This is a genomic window from Archangium violaceum (genome assembly GCF_016859125.1).
In the GTDB taxonomy this organism is placed as follows: domain Bacteria; phylum Myxococcota; class Myxococcia; order Myxococcales; family Myxococcaceae; genus Archangium; species Archangium violaceum_A.
In genome coordinates, this window is sequence record NZ_CP069338.1 from 6,411,732 (window position 1) to 6,434,783 (window position 23,052).

At 68.9% G+C, this 23,052-nt stretch carries 22 protein-coding genes; 11 read left to right on the forward strand and 11 right to left on the reverse strand.

What is annotated here, in order from left to right:
* Window positions 1–498: 498 nt before the first annotated feature.
* The 4 genes from JQX13_RS27390 to JQX13_RS27405 form a co-directional block, all read right to left on the reverse strand.
* Entirely contained in the window at window positions 499–1,569 is a 1,071-nt protein-coding gene (locus JQX13_RS27390; protein ID WP_203402431.1) for an NADH:flavin oxidoreductase/NADH oxidase, read from the reverse strand.
* Window positions 1,570–1,686: 117 nt separating this feature from the next.
* Entirely contained in the window at window positions 1,687–2,937 is a 1,251-nt protein-coding gene (locus JQX13_RS27395; protein ID WP_203402432.1) for a spinster family MFS transporter, read from the reverse strand.
* Window positions 2,934–3,863 carry a Ppx/GppA phosphatase family protein gene (locus tag JQX13_RS27400; RefSeq protein WP_203402433.1) on the reverse strand — a complete coding sequence of 310 codons (930 nt, stop codon included), beginning with the start codon at window positions 3,861–3,863 and terminating at the stop codon, window positions 2,934–2,936. Before JQX13_RS27400 ends, JQX13_RS27395 begins: the two co-directional genes overlap by 4 nt.
* 13 nt (window positions 3,864–3,876) lie before the next feature.
* Complete coding sequence (locus JQX13_RS27405; protein ID WP_203402434.1) at window positions 3,877–5,061, reverse strand: aminotransferase class V-fold PLP-dependent enzyme; 1,185 nt, start codon at window positions 5,059–5,061, stop codon at window positions 3,877–3,879.
* 146 nt (window positions 5,062–5,207) lie between these two features.
* Between JQX13_RS27405 and JQX13_RS27410 the strand changes: the two genes are divergently transcribed.
* The gene (locus JQX13_RS27410) at window positions 5,208–7,154 is read left to right on the forward strand and encodes a lipoxygenase family protein (RefSeq protein ID WP_203402435.1); all 1,947 of its coding nucleotides are present in this window, start codon (window positions 5,208–5,210) and stop codon (window positions 7,152–7,154) included.
* 69 nt (window positions 7,155–7,223) lie between these two features.
* Here the strand turns inward: JQX13_RS27410 and JQX13_RS27415 are convergent, their stop codons facing one another.
* The 5 genes from JQX13_RS27415 to JQX13_RS27435 form a co-directional block, all read right to left on the reverse strand.
* On the reverse strand, window positions 7,224–7,976 hold the full coding sequence (locus JQX13_RS27415; RefSeq protein WP_203402436.1) for an SDR family NAD(P)-dependent oxidoreductase: 753 nt from the start codon (window positions 7,974–7,976) through the stop codon (window positions 7,224–7,226).
* Between the two features lie 150 nt (window positions 7,977–8,126).
* Complete coding sequence (tolB, locus tag JQX13_RS27420; protein WP_203402437.1) at window positions 8,127–9,413, reverse strand: Tol-Pal system beta propeller repeat protein TolB; 1,287 nt, start codon at window positions 9,411–9,413, stop codon at window positions 8,127–8,129.
* Complete coding sequence (locus JQX13_RS27425) at window positions 9,410–10,186, reverse strand: energy transducer TonB (RefSeq protein ID WP_203402438.1); 777 nt, start codon at window positions 10,184–10,186, stop codon at window positions 9,410–9,412. The genes tolB and JQX13_RS27425 overlap by 4 nt, the downstream gene beginning before the upstream one ends.
* A gap of 3 nt (window positions 10,187–10,189) precedes the next feature.
* On the reverse strand, window positions 10,190–10,651 hold the full coding sequence (gene tolR, locus JQX13_RS27430) for a protein TolR (RefSeq protein WP_203402439.1): 462 nt from the start codon (window positions 10,649–10,651) through the stop codon (window positions 10,190–10,192).
* Between the two features lie 12 nt (window positions 10,652–10,663).
* Entirely contained in the window at window positions 10,664–11,371 is a 708-nt protein-coding gene (locus JQX13_RS27435) for a MotA/TolQ/ExbB proton channel family protein (RefSeq protein ID WP_203412234.1), read from the reverse strand.
* A 181-nt stretch (window positions 11,372–11,552) separates the two neighbouring features.
* Here JQX13_RS27435 and JQX13_RS27440 point away from each other — a divergent pair, with 181 nt between their 5' ends.
* Window positions 11,553–12,623, forward strand: a complete 1,071-nt coding sequence (locus JQX13_RS27440; protein WP_203402440.1) for a hypothetical protein — start codon at window positions 11,553–11,555, stop codon at window positions 12,621–12,623.
* A 105-nt stretch (window positions 12,624–12,728) separates the two neighbouring features.
* Window positions 12,729–13,544, forward strand: a complete 816-nt coding sequence (murI, locus tag JQX13_RS27445; protein WP_203402441.1) for a glutamate racemase — start codon at window positions 12,729–12,731, stop codon at window positions 13,542–13,544.
* Window positions 13,545–13,595: 51 nt separating this feature from the next.
* On the opposite strand, the gene carF is transcribed toward murI, so the two are convergent.
* Window positions 13,596–14,447 (reverse strand): plasmanylethanolamine desaturase, encoded by an 852-nt coding sequence (gene carF / locus JQX13_RS27450; protein ID WP_203402442.1) that lies wholly within the window; start codon window positions 14,445–14,447, stop codon window positions 13,596–13,598.
* A gap of 213 nt (window positions 14,448–14,660) precedes the next feature.
* Between carF and JQX13_RS27455 the strand changes: the two genes are divergently transcribed.
* The 8 genes from JQX13_RS27455 to JQX13_RS27490 all read left to right on the forward strand — a co-directional run bounded on the left by JQX13_RS27455 (window position 14,661) and on the right by JQX13_RS27490 (window position 22,249).
* Entirely contained in the window at window positions 14,661–15,206 is a 546-nt protein-coding gene (locus JQX13_RS27455) for a hypothetical protein (protein WP_203402443.1), read from the forward strand.
* A gap of 61 nt (window positions 15,207–15,267) precedes the next feature.
* Window positions 15,268–15,963 carry a cell division ATP-binding protein FtsE gene (ftsE, locus tag JQX13_RS27460; RefSeq protein WP_203402444.1) on the forward strand — a complete coding sequence of 232 codons (696 nt, stop codon included), beginning with the start codon at window positions 15,268–15,270 and terminating at the stop codon, window positions 15,961–15,963.
* Complete coding sequence (locus JQX13_RS27465) at window positions 15,960–16,862, forward strand: cell division protein FtsX (RefSeq protein WP_203402445.1); 903 nt, start codon at window positions 15,960–15,962, stop codon at window positions 16,860–16,862. Before ftsE ends, JQX13_RS27465 begins: the two co-directional genes overlap by 4 nt.
* Window positions 16,859–18,028, forward strand: coding sequence for a murein hydrolase activator EnvC family protein (locus JQX13_RS27470; RefSeq protein ID WP_203402446.1), 1,170 nt, complete (start codon window positions 16,859–16,861; stop codon window positions 18,026–18,028). The genes JQX13_RS27465 and JQX13_RS27470 overlap by 4 nt, the downstream gene beginning before the upstream one ends.
* 4 nt (window positions 18,029–18,032) lie before the next feature.
* Window positions 18,033–19,091: an oxidoreductase gene (locus JQX13_RS27475; protein WP_203402447.1), complete on the forward strand. Its 1,059-nt coding sequence runs from the start codon at window positions 18,033–18,035 to the stop codon at window positions 19,089–19,091.
* Between the two features lie 88 nt (window positions 19,092–19,179).
* Window positions 19,180–20,001 (forward strand): alpha/beta fold hydrolase, encoded by an 822-nt coding sequence (locus tag JQX13_RS27480; protein WP_343211014.1) that lies wholly within the window; start codon window positions 19,180–19,182, stop codon window positions 19,999–20,001.
* Between the two features lie 36 nt (window positions 20,002–20,037).
* Window positions 20,038–21,393: a S41 family peptidase gene (locus JQX13_RS27485; RefSeq protein ID WP_203402449.1), complete on the forward strand. Its 1,356-nt coding sequence runs from the start codon at window positions 20,038–20,040 to the stop codon at window positions 21,391–21,393.
* Window positions 21,394–21,781: 388 nt separating this feature from the next.
* Window positions 21,782–22,249, forward strand: coding sequence for a response regulator (locus JQX13_RS27490; RefSeq protein ID WP_203402450.1), 468 nt, complete (start codon window positions 21,782–21,784; stop codon window positions 22,247–22,249).
* Window positions 22,250–22,258: 9 nt separating this feature from the next.
* Here the strand turns inward: JQX13_RS27490 and JQX13_RS27495 are convergent, their stop codons facing one another.
* Window positions 22,259–23,047 (reverse strand): glutaminyl-peptide cyclotransferase, encoded by a 789-nt coding sequence (locus JQX13_RS27495; protein WP_239013894.1) that lies wholly within the window; start codon window positions 23,045–23,047, stop codon window positions 22,259–22,261.
* Between the last annotated feature and the right edge of the window lie 5 nt (window positions 23,048–23,052).

Sequence of the window (23,052 nt, forward strand, 5' to 3'; positions counted from 1 at the left end):
GCGGCGATGACCAACAGGACGAAGCACCCCACGCCGATCGCCACCGGCCCGGGTCTGAATCGCGTCTTCCTCGGAGAGCACCACCTCGCTGCTCTCGAGGTCCTCCAGGCCCTCCACCCACGTGATGGGCTCGCCCATGTTTCCCTTCGCGCGAGCCACCACGCGAACCCGGGCCTGTCGTGCGCAGAGCCCGGCCACCTCCGCGTTGTACTCGCCGGAGGCCTCGAGGCGCACGCTGGTGGGGCCGGGGTAGAACTGGAGCTGCCACTGGCCACTGGCGAGCCGATCACACCCCATGAACCGGGTTTCTCGTTCGATGCGCGGGCCCAGGTATCGGAAGAGGGTCATCCACGCCATCATCGCGGCCACCCCGAAAAGCAGGACAGCGAAACCCAGGGAGGCCCAGGGCGAGAGGGGTTCACGGGCGGGCATGTCCCGTGAGGTTAGCAGGAGCGGGTCCTTTCGCCCCACACACGCTGGGTCCCCCGCGAGCACGTCTCAGTCCTGAGCGCGCTCGTACTGCGGCGGCCACGCCACCTCCGCGTGGAGCTCGCGCGCCGCGTGCAGGGGCCAGTACGGATTTCGCAACAGCTCGCGCGCGAGGATGACCATGTCCGCCTGCTCCGTGCGCAGGATGTGATCCGCCTGGAACGCGGAGCGGATGAAGCCCACGGCGCCGGTGGGGATACCGGCCTCCTTGCGGATGCGCTCGGCGAAGGGAGTCTGGTAGCCGGGCCCCGCGGGAATCTTCACCCCGGGAACGATGGCGCCCGAGGAGCAGTCGATGAGATCCGCTCCGTCCTCCTTCATCAGCTTCGAGAGGGCGACGGTGTCCTCGAGCGTCCAGCCGCCCTCGACCCAGTCGGAGCAGGAGAAGCGCACGAAGAGGGGGAGCTCCTCGGGCCAGCTCTTGCGCACGGCCTGCACCACCTCGCGGGTGAGCCGCACGCGGTTCTCGAACGAGCCTCCGTAGCGATCGGTGCGGCGGTTGGACAGGGGCGAGAGGAACTCGTGCAGCAGGTAGCCGTGTGCGGCGTGGATCTCCAGCTGGCGGAACCCCGCGGTGCGCGCGCGCTCGGCGGCCGCGACGAAGGCCCGGAGCACACGCTGGATGCCCGCGTCATCGAGCGCCTCGGGCTCCGAATAGCCTTCATCGAAGGGAACGGCGCTCGGTGCGACGGTCTTCCACCCATTCTTCTCGTCGGGCGCGATGGGGCCCCCGCCCTCCCAGGGACGTTTCGTGGACGCCTTGCGCCCCGCGTGCGCGAGCTGGATTCCCGCGATGGCGCCGTGCTCGTGGATGAAGCGCACGATGCGCTCGAGCGGCGCGATGTGCTCGTCCTTCCAGAGGCCGAGGTCCTGCGGCGAGATGCGCCCGATGTCCTCGACGGCGGTGGCCTCGAAGATGATCAACCCCGCGCCTCCGACGGCCCGGGTGCCCAGGTGGACGAAGTGCCAGTCGTTCGCGAAGCCGTCCTCGCTCGAGTACTGGCACATGGGTGAGACGGCGATGCGGTTCCTGAACGTCACCCCGCGCAGGGTCAGCGGGGTGAACAGCAGGCTGCTCATGGTGCCTCCAGCATGTCGACGTCGAGCCGGGAGGAGCCCGGCTCGGGCGCGGACATCCTGGGACGCCTTGAGCACGATGTCGCGGATTCTCTCGCGCTCTGAAGCGCCCGCGACACTTCAGGCGGTGACGTGCTTGAACAGTTTGCCGGCCATCAACAGCGCGAGCCCGCCCAGCAGCACCGGCACGGCGTTGAGCTCGATGGCGAAGCTCAGGCTGCTCAGGTCGGCCACCTTGCCGATGGCGGTGGGCGAGATGGCGTCGCCCAGCATGTGGATGAACAGCACGTTGAGGCCCATGGCGAAGGCGCGGAACGCCGGGGGCACGCCGTTGACGATGGCCGCGTTGATGGGGCCGCTGTTGAGGAAGATGAAGAACTGCGCCAGGAAGATGATGGCGAACATCGGCGCGTGCGAGTCCACCTTCGTCGAGAGGAACATGAGGGGCGCCGCGATCAACAGCCCCACGCCCGACATGCGCAGGCCACCGCCCTCCATCCTCCGGTCCATCTTGTCGCCCAGCCAGCCTCCGGCGATCGTCCCCAACAGGCCCGCCGTGGCGGTGACGGCGCCGGAGTTGAAGCCCGCGGCGCCCGGGGACATCCCGCGCTCGCTGACGAGGAAGGTGGGCAGCCAGTACCCGAGCCCTCCGATGGCGAACGTCATCAGTGTGTAGCCCGTCGTGGTCCACCAGAAGGCCCTGTTGCTCGCCAGTCCCTTGAGGCCCACGAGGAAGGGCAGCTTCGTCTTCGCCTCGGGCCCATCCATGGCGCCGCGCTGGGGCTCGGGCATGAAGAAGGCCATGGTGCCCAGCACGAGGCCCGGCGCGCCGCCCACGAAGAAGGCCATGTGCCACGAGTAGGCCTGGCTCAGCCACCCGCCCAGCCCGTACCCCACCGCCGCTCCCACGGGAATGGCGATGTAGAAGAAGGACAGCACCCGCGTGCGCTGCTCTCTCGGGAAGAGGTCGGAGATGATGGACGGGGCCACCGCGCCGTACCCCGCCTCGCCGATGCCCACGGCGGCCCGGGCCACCATCAGCATGAAGAAGGTGGTGGCCAGGCCCGAGGCCCCCGTCGCCAGGCTCCACAGCAGCACGCCAGCGGCCACCAGGTAGCGCCGCGGCAGGCGGTCCCCGAGGAATCCGCTCACCGGCGAGGCCAGCATGAACACCAGCATGAAGAAGCTGCCCAGGTAGCCCGCCTGCGTGTTGGTGAGCTGGAAGTCCTGTTTGATGTAGGGCAGGGCGACCGTGACGATGTACCGGTCGAGGTAGTTGACCAGGTTGATGAGCGAGAGGATGAGCAGCGCGTAGTGGCTGGTGCGCGTGGCGGTGGGAGCGGGGGCGGCCACGGCGGTGGGGTGACTCATGAGAGGGGGGCTCCGAAACGGTGCGCGAGCAGGCCCCAGCGCAGGCCTCGGTCGCTCACGAGGCAGCGCGCGAGCCCGAGTGCCCGCAGGCCCTCGAGCAGGATGAGTGCTCCGGCGGGAATCACGTCCGCGCGCTTGGGCTGGAGGCCGGGTAGCTTCTGGCGCTCGGCGAGGGGCAGCCGGCACAGCTTGTCCGCCAGCGCCTCCAACTGCACGAGCGTGAGGGTGCCACCGTGCACACGCTCGGAGTCATACGGATCGATGGCGTGCTGCACGGCGAAGAGCGTCGTCACCGTGCCGGCGATGCCCACGAGCTGCGCGCCCGGAGGGCAGGAGGGCATCGAGGAGAACGTCTCGCGCAGGTGCGACTCCACGCGGGCCCGGTCCTCGGCCGTCAGTGGATCCGCGTGCACGTAGCGCTCGGTCATGCGCACCGAGCCCACGTCGAAGCTGTGCCGGAAGGACACGCGGCCCTGCGTGTCGCCGTAGATGAACTCGGTGGAGCCGCCGCCGATGTCCACCACCACCAGCGGCCCGGAGGCCTGACGCCCGAAGTCCGCGTACGCCGAGGTGAAGGACAGCTGCGCCTCCAGCTCGCCGGAGATGATCTCCACCGTGACACCGGCGCGGGCCCTGGCGGCGGAGAGGAACTCGGCGCCGTTCTCCGCGTCGCGCGCGGCGCTGGTGGCGGACACGGCGATGGCCTCCGCGCCCAGGTTGCGCGCCTCGGTGGCGAAATCGGAGAGCACCTGGAGGGTGGCCTCCATGCCCTCGGGTGAGAGGCGGCGGCTCTTGTCCACGCCGCGGCCCAGGCGGGTGATTTCGGCGCGCTCCTGAACGGCCTGGAAGCGGCCATCGGGCTGGCGGTCGGCGACGAGCAGGAGGACCGAGTTGGTCCCCACATCGATGGTGGCGTAACGAGGCATCCGCCGGAGCTTATCAGCCCAGAAGCGCCCCCAAAGCCTCCGCCAATCGTTGGTACTCCGCGTGCGAGTTGTAGAGCTGGGCCGACACGCGCACGTGACGGTGCGGGGGCCGGGGCCAGGGGGTGATGGGGACCTCGATGCGGTGCTCGAAGAGGAGCCGGTCCTGGAGTGGATCCAACCCGAGCACCGAGGGCCGTGCCGGGAAGCCGTCCGGGAGGGGTACGGTGGCCATGGAGCCCACCATGTCCTCGGGGCACTGGGGCGCGACCCCGAGCCGCTGGCACAGGAAGGCGCGAGCCGCGAGCGCCTTGGCCCGGTTGGAGGCCATCACCTCGGGCCAGCCGCCGGGCTGCATGCCGCCCATCACCTCCAGGACCTTGGGGATGCAGAGGAAGGGGGTGGGATCGTTCGTCCCGAGCCAGTCGAAGTCCAGGCGGAACTGGGAGCGGTCCTCGCGCCGCGAGTTGTACCCGTGGCTGATGACGACGGGGCGGATGCCCGGCTGCAGATCCCTGCGTACGTAGAGGAAGGCCGCTCCCTTGGGCGCGCACAGCCACTTGTGGCAGTTGCCGGTGTAATACGCGGCGCCGAGCTGGCGCAGGGACAGGGGCACCTGCCCGGGTCCGTGGGCGCCATCCACGAGTGTCTCCACGCCCCGCTCTCGCATCGCGTGCACGAGCGTGGCCACGGGAAGCACCAGGGCCGTCTGGCTCGTGATGTGGTCGATGAGCAGCAGTCGGGTGCGCTCGGTGACATGGGCGAGCACCGCGTCCACCACGGCCTGCGGTGATGGCACGGGCCAGGGCAGCTTCGCCACCACCACTTTCACGCCCCAGCGGCTGGCCACGAAGTCGAGCGCGTTCTTGGATGCGTTGTACTCGTGGTCCGTGGTGAGCAGCTCGTCGCCTGGGGCGAAGCGCAGCGACTGGAGCACCGTGTTGACGCCCGTGGTGGCGTTGTTGATGAACGCGAGGTCATCCGGGTCCGCGTCCAGGAAGGCCCCGAGCGAGGCACGGGCCGCGTCGGCCAGGGCCTCGAGCTCCCGGTGGAGGAAGCGCACCGGCTCGGCCTCCATGCGGGCGCGCAGCCGGGACTGCTCCTCGAGCACCCGCGTGGGGCAGGCGCCGTAGGAACCGTGGTTGAGGAAGGTCACCTCGGGATCGAGCGACCAGTAGGAGCGGAAGGGAGACTCATCCATGGGCACGCGGACTGTAGACCCTCACACCCGGCCTGTCAGCGAGCGCGGGGGGGTGGATGGACGAAACCGGAGCTCCTCGGACAGACTCATGGCGGATTCGGTGTCCTCCCGCTCGCTCGCCGCCCGCGTTTCCCAAGGGAGCTCTCATGTCCACCGCCGCCACCGCCCAACCCCTCAATCCGAACGCCTCGGAGTACCAGTACAACTACACCTACGTTTCGCCGCTGGCGATGCTGCAGACCCTTCCCAAGGACCAGAGGCCTTCCTTCACCTGGTACCTCAAGGTCATCTGGCAGGTGCTCCACATCGCTCGCAACCAGCTCGAGTGGAAGTGGCAGCAGGCGCAGCGCGAGCAGGGCTCCTCCAGCGCTCCGGCCCCGGCCAGCGCATTGACGCTCGACCTCGGGAAGCTCGGTCTCGGCCAGGTGGACATGTCCCGCATGCCGAAGGACGGCAACCTGGACGCGCTGAACCTCGAGTCCATCGAGGAGAGCGGCTCACCCTGGGAGCGAGCCGAAGGTGAGCTCCTGAAGGGATTGGGCGAACTGGGCGACAAGGCCGAGACCCTCGCTCACTGCGAGCGCATCGCCCGCAGGGTGGGGCAGATGAACGTCACCAATCCGCTGGAGATCCTCGGGTTGGTGGTGGACGCCGTGCTCGCCAAACCGAAGGGGCGTCCCAATTCGTTGCAGGATTACCTCAACCTGTTCACCTCGGTGAGCCCGCCCTGGGCCGCGAGCAGCTTCCAGGATGATGCGACGTTCGCCTGGATGCGCGTGGCCGGATTCAATCCACTCGTCATCCAGAAGCTGACCACGCTGGATCCGGACCTCGCCATCACCGACGCCCAATTCCAGACCCTCCTCGAGGACGCGGGAGACTCGGTCCAGCAGGCCCTGGCCGAGGGGCGTCTGTTCGTGGCGGACTACCGGGCGCTGGCCGGGGTGATCAACGGCAACTTCCCGGACGGACCCAAGTACTGCTTCGCTCCCAAGGCGCTGTTCTCGCTCCCGCGTGGCACGGGTGCGCGCCAGCTCCAGCCGGTGGCCATCCGCTGCGGGCAGGACCCGCGCGTCTACCCCCTCTTCACCCCGGAGGACGGAGAGGCCTGGCAGTGGGCCAAGACGACCGTCCAGGTCGCGGACTTCAACCATCACGAGATGTTCTCCCACCTGGGGCGCACGCACCTGCTGATCGAGCCCTTCGTGATCGCCACCCACCGGCAGCTGCCGGATGAGCACCCGGTGGGCCAGCTGTTGCTTCCGCACTTCGAGGGCACGCTGTCCATCAACGACTCGGCCCAGTCCACGCTCATCGCGAAGGGCCATCAGGTGGACATGTTGTTGGGCGGCACCATCGATGCGGATCGGGCCCTCGCCGTCCAGTCGCTCCTGGGTTCCGACTACGACTTCAACCGGGGCATGCTGCCCAAGCAGCTCGAGCTGCGCGGGGTGACGGACGAGGGCCTGGAGTACCCCTACCGTGACGACGCGCTGCTGCTGTGGGGGGCCATCGAGCGGTGGGTCCGCGCCTACGTGGGCATCCACTACGCCTCGGACGAGGCAGTCGCCAAGGACCAGGCGCTACAGCAGTGGAGCGCCGAGCTGGTGGCGGAGGAGGGGGGGCGGGTGCGCGGCTTCGGCGAGGATGGCCAGGGCAAGCTGTCGACGGTGGAGTACCTGGTCCAGGCGCTGACGATGATCATCTTCACCTCCAGCGCGCAGCACGCGGCGGTGAACTTCGCCCAGGCGGGGCTGATGACCTTCACTCCGCTGGCGCCGGGGGCCGCCTATCGGGCAGCGCCGCTGTCCGTGGCCGACGCCGCGCTCAATCCCACGCTGGACCAGTACCCCCCGCTGGACATGGCGGCCGAGCAGCTCGATTTTCTTTCCCTGCTCGGCGGGGTCTACTACACGCGGTTGGGGGAGTACCGGCCCCTCTGGTTCAAGGGGCTGAACGTCATGGCCGCGCTGCACACGTTCAAGGAAGAGCTGAAGCAGATCGGCCAGACGATCGCGCAGCGCAACGCGAACCGTTACGGGCCCTATCCCTATCTCATCCCGACGAACATCCCCCAGAGCATCAACATCTGACGAGCCCGTGCGAAGCCAGCGGTCACCGGGCCGCTGGCTTCAGGGGCTCGAGGAGCAAGGGGAGTCGGCCTACTGGGCCGAGTATCCGCCGTCGATGGCGAGCGCCGTGCCGGTGATGTACGTCGACCAATCGGAGAGCAGGAACAGCACGGGCTTCGCCACCTCCTCCGAGCGGGCCGAGCGCCGCATGGGCACGCCATTGACGAAGGCCTGGCGGGTCGGCTCGCCGTGCTCGATGTGGCTCCAGATTTCCGTATCGATCGGGCCGGGCAGCACCGAGTTCACGCGGATGCCCTCCGTCGCGTAGTCGAGCGCCGCGGCCTTGGTCATGCCCATGAGTCCGTGCTTGGCCGACGAGTAGGCGCCAAAGCCGGGCGCGGCGACGTGCGAGAGGATGGAGGCGCAGTTGACGATGGAGCCGCCGCCACTCTTCTTCATCGCCCGGATTTCGTGGCGCATGCTGAGGAAGGTGGCGTCCAGGTTGATCGACATGAGCTGGCGGTACTCCGCTGGCGGGATGTCGGCGAACTTCCCGAGGGGGCCCGGGATGCCGGCGTTGTTGAAGGCGCCATCCAGCTTGTCGTACTCGCGGAGGGTGCGCGCGACGAGCGCCTCGATGTCGGCCTCCTGGGAGACATCCGTGCGAACGAAGAGCGCGGTGCCTCCGTCGGCGCGGATGCGGCCCACCAACTCCTCCCCCTTGTCGGCGCGGCGGCCAGCCAGTACCACCTTGGCGCCCTGCCGGGCCGCCTCCATGGCGGTGGCGGCTCCGATGCCAGACGTGGCGCCGGTGACGATGATGACCTTGTTCTCGAGTAGCATGTGCTCCCCCTGCCTGGCGGCGGGAGGGAGCCTCGGGAATGGGCTCCACTTCCGTGCCTGGATGGAGGGATGCTCAGGGGCCGGGCCCGCGTGTGTCAATCCGGCAATGGGGCAGACCCGGGTCCTCTCCCGGAGGGAGAGTGTTTGGGCTCAGCGTCCCCAGTCGGGGGTGGTGAGCGTGGCCTTCTCCCTCGCGGGCAGCGGCGTCTGGTTGTTGCCATCCGCCGTCATCACGAAGAGCTGCGACCCGCCGTTGCGCGTGGAGGTGAAGAGGATGAGGCGGCCGTTGGGCGAGAAGCTCGGCTCCTCGTTGTTCGCCTGGTCCTGCGTGAGGCGGGTGATCTTCCCGCTGTCCACGTGGACGGTGAAGAGGTCGAACGCGTTGCGCTCGTCGCGCGCGGTGAAGGCGATGAGGTCTCCGCGGGGGGACCAGTCCGGCGTCTGGTTGTAGTTGCCCTGGAAGGTGAGCCGCTTCACGCCCGAGCCATCCGCGTTCATCACGTACACCTGTGGCGAGCCGCCCCGGTTGGACACGAAGGCGATGCGCTTGCCGTCCGGCGACCACGAGGGGCTGGTGTTGATGCCGAAGCGCGTGTCGGTGATCTGCCTGGCGTTGTCACCATCCGCCTCGGCCACCCAGATTTGAGCGCTCTCCTCCTCGGCCAGTGCGTACGCGATGCGCTTGCCATCCGGGGAGAAGGAGATGCCGGTGGCCATCTGTCCCTCGGACGTCTTGATGCGCACGGTGTCGCCGCCCGGCTTCCGCACGTAGAGGTCCGGCTTGCCCTGCTGGTACGAGGTGTAGCCCAGCGTCCCGTCCGGCCCGAGCGCCGGCAGCAGGTTGATGCCACCGCGGGTCATCTGCTTCGCGTTGTGGCCGTCCCAGTCCGCCACCCACACGTCCCGGTTGGCGCCCGACTTGCGCACGTAGGTGATGCGCGAGAGGAAGGGGCTCGGCTCGCGGGTGTAGAAGCGGTAGATGGCGTCGGCGACCTTGTGGGCCAGCGCGCGAGGCTCCGCGGCGGGCGCGCTCTGGGTCGTCTTGAAGTCCTCGCGGCCGGAGCCCACGTTGAACAGGCGCGCCTCGGCCTTCAGCTCGCCGTTCTCCTGGGAGAGCGTGTACTTCACCAGCGACTCGGCGCCCACGTCGGCCCAGCGCGAGAAGTTGATGCTGCCCGCGGCCATGCCCTCCTTCGGGTCCGCGAGGAAGCTGTTGCGGTCCAGCACCTGGAAGATGCCGGAGGCGCGCAGGTCATACATCAGCGCGGCGTCCACCTCCTGGGTGGATGCCTTGGCCACCTCGCCCTGGACGAGCGGAGCGGGGGCGGCCAGGGGGAGGGGCCGGAAGTTGGCGCCGGAAATCTGGATGACGGGGGCTTGTGCGAGGGCCGTGAGGGGCAGCAGCACGAGCGAGAGGAGGAGGGCTTTCGCGTTCACGGGCTGAACTCCAGGACGATGCCGCTCTTCTGCAGCGCGTCCCGTAGATGGTCGGGGGGAGGGGAGAAGGGAGAGGCCTTCTTCACCGCGGCCAATACGGCCGAGTCGAAGAGGGTATTTCCGCTGGCCTTGGCCAGCCGCGCATCGATGACCTCTCCGGTACGGTTGAGGCGCATGGCCACCTGGGCCTTGAGGTACAGACGCTCGTTATCGGGGATGGTGTCCGCGACGTCGTAGTGGCGGCGCACCTGCGAGGAGAGCAGGCCGAAGTAGCGCTCGCCCTCGGCGGTGGCGGAGTCGCCGTTGGGATCGCCGTCCTCGGCGCCCTCCAGCTCCTCTTCCTGCTTGGAGGGTTTGGCGAGCTTGTCGAAGGCTCCGAAGAGCCGGTTGCGCCGGTCCTCGCCCTGGGCCTCGCCCTTCTGGGGCGTGGGCTTGGGGGCGGGCTCCGGCTTCACCCCGGGCACGGGCACGGCCACCTTGGCGGGCTCGGGCGGGGCGGGAGTGGGGGAGGGCGCCGCGTCCACCTTCTTGGGAGGAGGCGGAGGGGGTTGCTCCTTGCGGGGCAGCAGCTTCTCGTCGCGGGGCTTGCCCAGGCGCACCAGCGTGGCGCGGATGGGCTTCTGGTCCAGCTGTACCCGGGGTTCCTCGACGAAGGTGGTGTACAGCCCCACGGCGACCAGCACCAGGGCATGGCCCACCAGCGACACCGTGAGGAAGCGTCCCAGGCGTGTGCGCCTGGGGGCGAGCAGGCTCTGGTTGTAGGCCGGGTGCATGGGCTAGCGCCGTGCCTCCTTCTTGCCCTTGTTGGAGTTGGACGCCCGGCCCCCACCCGTGGGGTCCGTGATCATCCCCACATTGTTGATGCCGGCGCGCTGCGCGGCGGCCATCACGTCCACCACCACGCCGTAGGGCACGTCCCGGTCCGCGTGCAGGTAGAGTTCCTTGTCCGCCTGCGCCTTGGCGTTGCTGGCCAGCTTCTTCTCCAACTCGGCCACCGGCACCTCGGCCTCTCCGATGTACACGCGCCGCTGTGCGTCGATGGACAGCACCAGCTTCTTCTCGGCGGCTTCCACCGGAGCGGCCCTGGCCTCCGGCAGGTTCACCTTGACGCCCTGCTGGATGAGGGGCGCCGTCACCATGAAGATGATGAGCAGCACCAACATCACGTCCACCATGGGCGTGACGTTGATCTCGCTCATGGTGACGCGGCCGCCCCCGCGATTGGAGCCCATGCCCATGGCGCGTATCTCCTAGCGGAAGAAGTGCCGCTTGATGATGTTGAGGAAGTCCGCGGAGAAGTTGGCCATCTCCGTGTCGAACACCTTGATGCGGCTGATGAACGAGTTGTAGGCCACCACCGCGGGGATGGCCGCGAACAGGCCGGCCGCCGTGGCGAAGAGCGCGTTGCCCACCGGCGCCGCCACCGTGGCCAGCGTGGCGTTGCCCTGCTCGGCGATGGAGTTGAAGGCGTTGAGGATGCCGATGACCGTGCCGAACAGGCCCACGAAGGGCGACGCCGCGCCCACCGTGCCCAGGAAGCTCACCCGCGACTCCAGGTCCATCAGCTGGGTCGTGGAGGCCCGGTTGAGCGCCCGCTCCACGTTCTCGATACCGCCGAGCCGCTCGCTCATGGCGCCTTCCGCGCTGTCCTTGGTCTGGGCCAGCTTGGAGAGCTCCTCGTATCCAGCGCAGAACACCTTGGACAGGGGCGAGCCCTCCAGCTTCTGGGCGTCCTGGTAGATGGTCTCCAGCCGGGATGCCTTCCAGAAGGAATCCAGGAAGGCCAGGGACTGGGTCCGGGCACGGGTCAGCTGGGTGTGCTTGAGCGCGATGAGCGCCCAGGAGGCCACCGAAACGACCATGAGCAGGCCCAGGACTCCCAGCTCCAGGATGGAGGCATCACGGAGGATCTGCAGGTAGTTCATGGCGCCGAGCGCCAGGGGAAAGCGGGGCATCAACATGGGGGTCTGGCCGTAGCACCTGGGTCCGGGGTGGTCAAACAAACCCGGTACGAAGAGGGGTCGGTTGGTTGCTGTTGCCGGGCATTGAATAAATTCCCGGAGGGGGCGTCCGAGGGGTTGTGTGTCGGGCCGCATGCCCGCCCCTTTTCCCCGGTGGTCCACAATCCGAGGACGCCCCATGAACGCCAGACTTCTCGCCGCATTCCTCTGTCTCGCCTCCCTAGGTTCGGGCTGCATCATCGTCGACCACGACGACGACCATGATGACGGCCCCTGCTGCAACACGAACCCGCCCCCTCCTCCCGCCGCGCGGCCCGGTGACGTGACGTTCCTGTGGACGTTCGCCCCCGACTTCCGGTGCTCGGACGTACCGGAGGTGAAGAACATCCACATCAGCATCCCCGGCGAGACCCTCTACAACGGTGGCGTCTACGCCTGTAGCACCGCGGGGGTGGACGGCATCGTCCTGCACGACTTCGTGCCCGGCAACTACTCCTTCACCATCAAGGCCTACAGTTACACCAACGAGACCCTCTACGAGGGCCGTGGCACCTTCACGGTGAACGGGGACGTGCGGGTGAACATCGACCTCACGCCCAATGGGATGTCCTACGCGTACGTGTCCTGGTCCTTCCCGCCCAACACCTACAGCCAGAACCCGTCCTGCTCGCAGGCCAACGTGACCTCGGTCAAGGCCAGCATCGACGGGGGCGAGTGGGTCACCCTGAACTGCGCCGATGGCATGACCAACGGTGGGGTGGAGACGCCCTGGCTGGAGGACGGGACGCACACCATCGATCTCGTCGCCTATGGCCGGGATCGGGCGGGCCGGGATGGGATGCCGCTGTACTCCACCCAGGGCACGTTCGTGACGAGCGCCGGTAGCCCCCGGTCCGAGTCGTTCCGCTTCTACGAGGTGGGCGGCATGTCGCTGCGCTGGGAACTGTGGGATGGCTACGACTTCGTGAATTGCGCCGAGGCGGGCCTCACGGGGATGTCCATCAACCTGTTCGACAAGGCCACGGGCAAGTTCGTCTACGGTACGGTGGGTGACCCGCAGCCCTGCACGGGCGCTCCCGTCCTCTACCAGTTCCTGAAGCCGGGCTCCTACGATGTGTACATCCGCGGGATGAAGGGCTCGACCATCCTCTATACCAACGAGGATGCCCCCACCACCGTGACGGTGTGGGCCTTCGACCAGAAGACCGCGGCGGATCCGTCGACCGAAATCACCCTCATCCGCTACTGATCGGCAGCTCGCCTGTCCTCCGGAGGGCCGGGGCACCCGCCTCGGCCCTCCTTGCGTTGCGGGCGGGTACATGGCGTTGGCATCAAACGTGATAGGAGCCCCGGTATGCGGCAAGGCAGCCACGGTCCCATCGGGGTTTTCGATTCGGGCGTCGGAGGACTCACCGTCCTCAAGGCGCTGATGTCCCACCTCCCCCACGAGAGCACGCTCTACCTGGGAGACACCGCGCGGGTGCCCTACGGCACGAAGTCCGGCGAGGTGGTGACGCGCTACTCGCTGAAGAACGCGGGTTTCCTGCTGGAGCGCGGCATCAAGCTGCTGGTGGTGGCGTGCAACACGGCGTCGGCGGTGGCCTTGCCGGCGCTGTCGGCGGCGCTGCCGGTACCAGTGGTGGGGGTGATTGCCCCGGGCGCGCGGGCGGCCCTGCGGCGGACGCGGGGAGGCGGCGTGGGCGTCATCGGGACGCCGGGCACCATCCGCTCGGGGGCCTACCAGCGCGAGCTGGAGGCGGCGGCCGGTCCCGAGGGCGTGAAGGTGAAGGCGAGGGCCTGTCCGCTCTTCGTCCCGCTCGCGGAGGAGGGGTGGTTGGCGGGAGACGTCCCGCGGCTGGTGGCCCGCGAGTACCTGGAGGACTTCGCCCGGAGCGGGGTGGACACGCTGGTGCTGGGCTGCACCCACTACCCGCTGCTCAAGGACGTCATCGCCGAGGCCGTGGGGCCCCAGGTGTCGCTGGTGGACTCGGCAGAGGCCACGGCGGAAGTGGTGGCGGCGCTGCTGGAGGAGCAGGGGCTGCTGGCCGCGGGTGGGGCGCCCACGCACCACTCCTTCGTCACGGACGTGCCGGAGCGCTTCGTGGAAGTCGGCGCGCGCTTCCTGGGGCGCCCCATCCACTCCGCGGAGCAGGTGGACCTGTCCTTCTGAGCTCCACCTGCCGCTGGAGGCCCGGTGCGGTCGAGCGCCGGGCCCGGTGTGTCAGGACGGCCGCACCGGGGAGACCGGCTTGGGCTCCTCGGCGGTGGTGGCCTCGAGCAGCTCCTTGGCGGCCTGGACCACGGGGGGTTCGGCGGTGGCGGTGGCCTCGAAGAGCTCCAGGGCGGCCTCGGTACCGATGTCGTCCTTGCGGGGGATGGCGCCCGTCGCCCAGGTGATGAGGCGCTCCATCGCGGGGAAGAAGCCGATCATCGCGAGTGGCTTGTTCATCCAGCCCACGGTGATGCAGTAGTACTTGTTGTAGGGCGCCGTGTGGTGGATGCGGTGGTGCTCCGGCGGCAGGATGAGGTGCACACGCTGCATGAAGCCGATGAGCGCGGGGGGCTCGTCCATGTGCGACCACTTGTGGAACTGGTTGGTCGCCATCACCCAGAAGATCATCGCTCCGAGGAAGGCGGAGACGAACACCCAGCTGGCGTTGGAGTGGGGGAGCGCCACCGCGAGGATGGCCACGGGGATGGAGACGAGGCAGTTGTTGCCGTTGGTCTCCACGAAGTCGTGGCGGGTGATGGCCTTCTCGTCCACGTGGTGCTCGCGAAAGGGCCGGATGAAGGCCTTGCCGAGCACGGGCATGTCGGTGGCGCCCCAGGTGTCGCCCATCCAGTGGACGATGCCGGAGACGAAGTCGGCCGCCAGGTAGCCCAACAGCAGGGCGCTGAGCACCAGCCAGGGGCCGGTATGGGGATTGCCCCACAGCCTCCAGACAAGGGCCGACTCCAGTCCGATGAAGGAGACGATGCTGGCGATCTCCATGGCACGGATGGCGGGCGAATAGCCCTGGGCCAGCGCCGTGGCGTCCTGCTGGCGCAGCTGATTCTTGAGCTCGTTCTTCATCGTGGTTCCCGTTCCGGTCGATGCTCCGGCGGCTGCCTTCCCCCCCCGGTGGCCGGCGCAGTCTACCCGCAGTGGGATTTTCGACGAAGTCGTCTGGTGACCGGTGCAGGGGCGCGGCCTTCCTGTCGGAAGGCCAGCAGGCATTCAACCGAAGAAGGCCGACGCGTTCCTTGTCACACCCATGCACCGCTGGTACGTTCCTCGGCCTCGGGCATGGCGAAAACCTTCGAAAAAGCCGTCACCGGCTTCAACCACAACATCAAGTACAAGGGGAAGGTCTACCACGTCCAGACCGAGGACTCGGGCGTCAACAACCCCCACATCATCACCCACCTGTTCGTGGGTGGGAACATCCTCGCGTCGAAGAAGACGTCGTACGCGGACATCCTCAACGCGGAGAACCTCGCCGAGGTCGTGCGCGAGCTGATGGAGGAGCAGCACAAGGAGATGCTGCGCAACCTCATCAACGGCGTGTACGACGGGTACGAGGGCGGGGTGCGTCATTACCAACCCGGCCAACTCGGTTCGGCCGAGGACGTCCCCCACGCACGGCAGCCCGTTCAGCCCAAGGCTCCGCCTCCGGCGGCCCCTCCAGCCGCCTTCGTTCCCCCGGAGATCGCCGCCGCGCGCGCCATGAAGGTGCAGCCGAAGATCAACGAGGTGGGGGTGGAGACGCTCTTCGGTGAGGATCTCATCTCCGAGAAGAGCCTGGACGAGGTCATCCTCAGCTACCTGGCGGGCGAGGACAACAACCAGTAGCCGGACGTCGGCGGCCGAGCGTTGGCCCTCCGTGCGTCCGGGGGACATAATCGCCGCGCCGATGATCCAGATGTTCCACGTCTACAAGGCGTATCCGGGCGATCCGCCCGTCCTCTCGGACATCAACCTCCACGTGGAGAAGGGCGAGTTCGTCTTCCTCACCGGGCCCTCGGGCGCGGGGAAGACGACGCTCATGAAGCTCATCTTCTGCGGAGAGAAAGCCACCAAGGGCCAGGTGCTCGTGGGTGGGCGGAACATCGCGCGCATCCGCGAGTCGGCCGTGCCCTACCTGCGGCGCAACATCGGGGTGGTGTTCCAGGACTTCAAGCTGCTGCCGCACCGCACGGTGGAGGAGAACGTGGCCTTCGCCCTGGACGTGTTGGGCGTGCCCCGGCCCCAGGCGCGCGAGCGCGTGCAGCGGATGCTCAAGCTGGTGGGCCTGCAGCACAAGGCGGGCTCGCTGCCGCTGAAGCTCTCCGGTGGTGAGCAGCAGCGCGTGGTCATCGCACGGGCGCTCGTCAATGATCCCACCATCCTCCTGGCGGACGAGCCCACGGGCAACCTGGACCCGGCGCTCACGCTGGAGATCATGGACCTGCTGATGGACGTGAACGCGCGGGGTACCACGGTGCTGGTGGCCACCCACGACACCAGCCTCATCACGCGCTACCAGAAGCGCACGCTGCGGCTGGAGCGCGGGTTCATCGTGTCGGACGAGGACGGGGTGAAGGCGGCCCGGCGGATGACGGCGGGATGAGCGCGATCGCGAAGGCAGCCTACTTCTGGCGCTCGGCGGCCTCGGGGCTGCGGCATGCGCCCTTCGTCCACTTCATCGCGGTGACGACGATCGCCATCGCCCTCTTCTCCGCGGGGCTGGCGCAGGCCATGGGACGCATGGTGGATGCGCTCATCGGCTCGCTGGGCGGCGAGGTGCAGGTGACGGTGTACCTGTCCCCCGAGCTCGACGAGGAGGGGGCCGCGGTGCTGCGAGAGCGCATGGTGGCCGCCAGTGGAGGCCGGGCCTCGTTGGTTCCGCCCCAGGCCGCGCTCGATCGTCTGGCTCGGGAGCTGGGTGACCTGGGCGAGGCGCTGGCGCAGCTCCCGGAGAACCCCCTGCCGCCCTCGCTGGAGCTGGAGGTTCCCCAGGAGCGGCGCACCCCCGGCGCGTTGAAGGCGTTGGCCCAGGAGCTGCGCGCCATGCCCGGTGTCACCGGCGTGGACTATGGCGAGGAGGCGGTGGAGCGGCTCTCGGCCATCTCGAAGGCGCTGCGCTATGGCGGATGGGTGGCCTTCGCGGTGGTGCTGCTGGCCACGGTGGTCATCGTGTCCGCGACGCTGCAGCTCGCCATCTACGCGCGGCGCGAGGAGATCGAAATCCAGAAGCTGGTGGGCGCGACGGACCGCTTCGTCAAGGCGCCCTTCCTCATCGAGGGCTTCCTGCAGGGGCTGCTCGGGGCCGGGGTGGCGCTGGCGGGACTGGTGGCCTTCGAGCGGTTGGTGGGGCCGGGAGTGGCCTCGCTCTTCTCCTTCCTGGTGGGGCCCGGTGGCATGGTGCCGCTGCTGGAGCCGGGTCTGGCCCTGGAGCTGCTGGCGGCGGGCTGCGCGCTGGGGCTGGGTGGTAGCTTCATCGCGGTGGGGCGCTTCCTGCGGGTATGAGCCGGCTCGTCCTCCTCTCGTTGCTGCTGTGGGGTGGCGTGGCCCTCTCCCAGGACGGGGCCGCGGCGCAGCCGTCCGCGTCCGAGGGCGCCGCGTCCGAGTCGCCCGCGCAGGAGGAGGCGACGGAGCGGGAGGCCGTGCGCGAGAAGTTGTCCACGCAGCGGGCGGCGCTCGCGCTCATCGAGTCTCGCAAGGTGTCCGCGCTGGAGGTGCTGGAGATGGTGGAGCAGCGGGCGGCCACCAGCTCGCAGCGGGTGAAGGCGCTGGAGAGGGATCTCTCCGTCTTCCGCAAGCGGTTGGCCGTGGCCGAGCACGAGGACGCGGTGACGCAGCAGATGCTGCGCGAGCAGATGCGCCGGCTGTCCCCGCGGCTGTGGGGCATGTACCGGCTGATGAGGCGCCGGCCCCTGGAGGTGCTGCTGAGCGCGAAGGACTTCTCCGCCATGGTGTGGCGCTCGCGCGCGCTGCGGGCCACGCTGGAGGAGGACCTGCGGGTGCTGCGCACGGTGCAGCGGGTGGCGGGATTGCGGCGCCAGTCGGCGGCCGAGCTGCGCCGGTTGCAGGGCTCGCTGAACGTCCGACTGGGCTTCCTGCGGGAGCAGGAGGCGTTGGCGAAGGCGCAGCAGGAGGCGCTCGAGGAGGTGGTGGGCGCCATCAAGGGCGAGGCGGAGCTGGCGCGGCGCATGGTTCGCGAGCTGGAGCAGGCGGACGCGGACCTCACGCGCGTCATCCAGGAGATGAACGAGGGCCCGGCCACGTCCGGCTTCGGGGCCCTCAAGGGGAAGCTGCCGTTCCCCGCGCCGGGCATCATCGAGGTGGGCTTCGGCCGCGTGGTGAATCCGCGCTTCAACACCGTCACCGTGCAGAAGGGCGTGGACATCCGCGCGGCCGCGGGCACGCCGGTCAAGGCGGTGGCGGAGGGGACCGTGGCCTACGCGGGTTGGATGCGCGGCTATGGCAATCTGCTCATCCTCGACCACGGGGGCGGCTACCATACGCTGGTGGCACACCTGTCCTCCCTGGCCCATCAGGTGGGCGCCCACGTGGCGGCGGGTGATGTGGTGGGCGAGGTGGGTGATACGGGCTCGCTCAAGGGCGCCTACCTGTACTTCGAGATCCGCCGGGCCGGGCAGGCCCTGGACCCGGCACCCTGGCTGTCGCGTTGACGCTATGAGACCTTCCTCTTCTTCTCCCATCCGCACCGGGCTGATGGGCTACGGCCTGTCCGGCTCCCGCTTCCACGCGCAGCTGCTCGCCGCCGAGCCGGCCTTCACCCTTTCGGCGGTCGCCACGCGCCGGGCCGAGGACGTCGCGCGCGACTGGCCGGGCGTGCGCGTGCTCTCCCCAGAGGAGCTGCTGGCGGATCCCTCGCTGGACCTGCTCATCATCACCGCGCCCAACGACACGCACGCGTCACTGGCCGAGCGGGCGCTCCTGGCCGGCAAGCACGTGGTCGTGGAGAAGCCCTTCACCGTGGACCCGGCCGAGGCCCTGCGGCTGGATGCGTTGGCGCGCGAGCGGGGCCGGTGTCTGACCGTCTTCCACAACCGGCGCTGGGATGGCGACTTCCTCACCGTGCGTCAGTTGCTGGAGCAGGGACGCCTCGGGCGGTTGTACAGCTTCGAGAGCCACTTCGATCGCTTCCGGCCCCAGGTGAAGGCGCGCTGGAAGGAGGATGACGTCCCCGGGGGCGGCACGCTGTGGGACCTGGGTTCCCACCTGGTCGATCAGGCCTTGCTGTTGTTCGGTCTGCCCGAGTCCATCACCGCCGACCTCGGACGGCAGCGGCAGGGGGCTCGGGCCACGGACTGGTTCCACCTGTTGCTGCGCTATGGCGAGCTGCGCGTCATCCTCCACTCCGGCTCCGTGGTGCACGAGCCCTGGCCCCGCTTCGTCCTGCAGGGCGAAGCGGATGCCTGGTGCAAGTACGGGCTCGACCCGCAGGAGGAGCAGCTCGGCACGGGGCTTCGGCCGGGCCAGGCCGGCTGGGGTGTCGAGCCCGCGGAGCGGTACGGCCGGCTGAGTCGCGGGGGCAGCGTGCCCACCCTGCCGGGGTGCTATGAGCGCTTCTACCGTCAGCTGGCCGCGGCCATCGCTGGCGAGGGACCTGTGCCGGTGACGGCGGAGAGCGCCGCCCAGGTCATCCGCGTGCTCGAGGCGGCGGTGCGCAGCGCCGAAGAGGGCCGACGCATCACGCTCCCGGGCGAGCGTCCACTCCTGGATGGATGAGCGCACGGAAATGATGCAGTGCGGCATGGGGCCGGTTAATTTCCCCACCGTGGACTTGATCTCAGGACTACAGGAAGTCACCCGGCGCATGTTGGTGGCGCGCGGAGTGCGGTCGGAAGTGGTGAACGTGGGCGGTCAGCCGCTCCACCACTACGAGCTCAAGGGGCGCGGCAAGGGGCCGACGGTGCTGCTGGTGCACGGGCTGGGCGGGACGGCCAACGGCTTCGCGCGCATCTTCTTCGGGCTGGCCAGGCGCTTCGAGCGGGTGTTGGCGGTGGACCTGCCAGGGCACGGCTTCTCGCCGGAGTACTGCCTCGGGCCGACGTGCGTGCGCGGCCAGTACGCGCTGCTGGTGGAGTACTGCCGGCAGGTGGTGGGGGGGTCGTCCTTCGTGGTGGGCAACTCGCTGGGTGGGGCCCTGTCGGCGCAGCTGGCGGCGGAGCACCCCGAGCTGGTGCGCGCACTGGGGCTGGTGGCGCCAGCGGGCGCCGACGTGGGGCACGAGCTCATCCGCGAGGTGCTGGAGTCCATGGACGTGCGCACCGCCGAGCAGTCGCGGGCGCTCACCCGGCGTCTCTTCCACCGGCCGCCCCTGTTGATGATGCTGTTCGCCGACGCGGTGCGCGGCATCTACGCCACACCCGCGGTGCGTGCGCTGAGCGAGGACGCCCTGGCCAGGGCCGAGTACCTCAAGCCCGAGGAGCTCAAGCGGCTCGCCATGCCCGTGCTCTTCGTGTGGGGTGGGAGTGAGAAATTGCTGCCACACCAAAGCCTGGACTTCTTCCGCTCGAACCTGCCGGCCCATGCACGCGTGAGGGTGGTGGAGCAGTTCGGCCACATCCCGCACGTGGAGCGACCAGACGAGCTGGTGTCGGAACTGGTGCGGTTCGCGGACGCCTCCGGGCTGTAGGCGGGCCGGGGCGCGGCGGGTGCTAGAGTCGCGCCCATGCGTTCCCCGTACTCCTGGCGCGCGGCACTCGCCGCGGGCCTGTTGCTCCTGGCACCCACGGCACGGGCCGACGGGCGCGAGCCCTCCACCGCCCGGACCACCACCTACGAGCAGCTCGAGGTGTTCGCCCGGGTGCTCTCGTACGTGCAGAACAACTACGTGGAGCCGGTGGACGACAAGAAGCTGATGCAGGGCGCCATCAAGGGCATGTTGGAGACGTTGGATCCCCACACCGTCTTCATGCCGCCCGAGGTCTTCAAGGAGATGAAGATCGACACCTCCGGCGAGTTCGGAGGGCTGGGCATCGAGGTGGCGCGCAAGGGCGAGGGCATCGTGGTGGTGGCGCCCATCGACGACACGCCGGCGGCGCGCGCGGGCATCCGGGCGGGGGACGAGCTCGTCGCCATCGATGGCGAGAGCCTTCAAGGGCTGGGGCTGTCGGACGTGCTGCAGCGGATGCGGGGCCCGGCGGGCAAGCGGGTGCTGCTGACCATCATGCGCGAGGGCTTCAATGCGCCGCGCGAGCTGGCCATCATCCGGGACCACATCCGCATCATCCCGGTGGAGGGCGCGCTGTACGGGGGCATCGCCCACCTGAAGGTGAAGAACTTCCAGGACCGCACGGCGCTGTACCTGCGCAAGGAGCTGGACCGGCTGCGGGAGCAGAACGGGGGCAAGCCGCTGCGCGGGGTGGTGTTGGATCTGCGCAACAACCCGGGCGGGTTGCTGGACCAGGCGGTGGCGGTGAGTGACCTGTGGCTGCCGGGGAGCCTGCCCATCGTGAGCACGCGCGGGCGCAACGGGGCCAATACGACCGAGGAGCGCAGCAAGGACCGGGACACGGAGCCGGAGTACCCGCTGGTGGTGTTGGTGAACGCGGGGAGCGCGTCGGCGTCGGAGATCGTCGCGGGGGCGCTGCAGGACCACGGCCGCGCGACCATCCTGGGGACGCAGACCTTCGGAAAGGGGAGCGTGCAGACGGTCATCGAGCTGGAGGATGGCTCGGGGTTGAAGCTGACCATTGCCCGGTACTACACCCCCAAGGGGCGCAGCATCCAGGAGAAGGGAATCACCCCGGACTACCTGGTTCCGGAGACACCGGGTGGAAAGGGCGCGAAGGACCCTCAGCCGCGAGAGAAGGACCTGGAGCGGCACTTCAAGGCGGAGCCGTCGGTGGCGAGCGAGTCCGAGACGATGGCGAAGCCGAGGGGGCTGCCCGAGGGCGTGCGGGGCTGGGACGTGACGGCGAAGCTGACCGACCACCAATTGAAGATGTCGCTGAACTACCTGAACGGCGTGGCGAACGGTGCCGCACGCCGCCCGGCCGTGAAGGCCAGCAACGAGGCCCATTGAATCCAACACACTCATCCCTGGGTCGTACGCTGGCCCGCCGGAGTAGCAGGCGGGGAAGGCAGCCCCAGGTGCTCCTGCATGGCCTGGAGGCCCACCCTTGATGCCGTCCCCCGCGAATGTCCGCTCCCGCATGCTCGGGGCTTTTCCTTACGCCGGCCCGCGCGCATCTCTCCGGAAGCTGTGTCTTCCACCCCTTGTAGGACCCAGGTACAGTTGCCCGGAGGACAACAACATGGCGAAGAGCAGCGCCCTACCGGCTCCGCTCCAGTGGCGACCCCCTCACACTTTCTGGATGGCCGGGTCTCAAGATGGGGCTCAGGGGCCGGGTGTACGCCCGGCCCCATCAAGTGGGCTCCGGCTGGACGTTCAGACACAGCGGCGCATCCTGGTGGTGGACGACGATCCCACCATCCTCAACGTCTGGCGCCGGGTGCTGGGGCCGAAGTGGCGCCGCCCTGCCCTGGACAGCCTGGAGAAGAAACTCTTCGGTGCCGCCCCGCCCGCCGCGTCCCCTGAAGTGAGCTTCATCATCGACACCGCCTCCCAGGGCCTCGAGGGGTTCCAGAAGGTCGTCAGTGCCTTGGAGGAGGCGCGGCCCTACACCTTCGCCCTCGTCGACATGCGGATGCCGCCGGGCTGGGACGGGCTGGAGACCATCATGCGCATGCTGGAGAAGGACCCCCAACTGGAGGTCGCCATCTGCAGCGCCTTCTCGGACATCTCCCGCGAGGAGGTGGCCCAGCGTGTCGGCCGGGCGGACCTGCAGTGGCTCAAGAAGCCGTTCGAGCTCGAGGTGGCTCGCGAGCTGGCCTGGAAGTTGAGCGAGCAGGGCGTTCAGCGACGCCGCTCTCGCTGAATACCGGGCCTACCGGGGTACGGCGCGGATCTGGAACAGCTTCGGCCAGTTCTTCCCGGTGACCAGCAGCCGATCCCGGGCCGCGTCGTAGGCAATCCCGTTCAGCACGTCCTCGCGCCCGGTGCGCTCCTCCGGTGCGAGCAGCCCCTTGAGATCCAGCCACCCCGTCACCCGTCCCGAGGCCGGATCGATCCGTGCGATGCGGTCGGTCATCCACACGTTCGCGTAGACCTCGCCGCGGATGTACTCCAACTCGTTCAGCCGGGAGACCTCGCGGCCCTCGTCGGTCACCGTGACGGTGCGCTGCACCGCGAACGTCCGGGGATCGAGGAAGCGCAGCGTGGCGGTCCCATCGCTCAGGATGAGCGACGTACCGTCGGTGGTGAGCCCCCAGCCCTCGGTGGAATAGTCGAACCGGCCCACCTGCTGGAACGTCGCGGCGTCGTAGATGAAGCCCACGCGTGAGCGCCAGGTGAGCTGATAGAGCCTGCCTCCGAGGAAGGCGATCCCCTCTCCGAAGTATTGCCGCTCGAGGTCGCGCTTGCGCAGGACCGCGCCCGTCTCGAGCTCCACCTCGCGCAGGCTCGATTGTCCGTTGCCGCCCGTGCCCTCGTACAACTTGCCATCCCGGTAGACGAGGCCCTGCGTGAAGGCCCGGGGATCATGGGGCCAGCTCTGGACGATCTCGAACCCGGACACCGGCACGCCTCCCGTGGCGTGGACCTCGTTACGGCAGGCGAGCACGGTGAGCAGCAGGAGGGGCGAGAGCCGCGCGAGGAGGGCACACCGAGAGTTCACGAGGG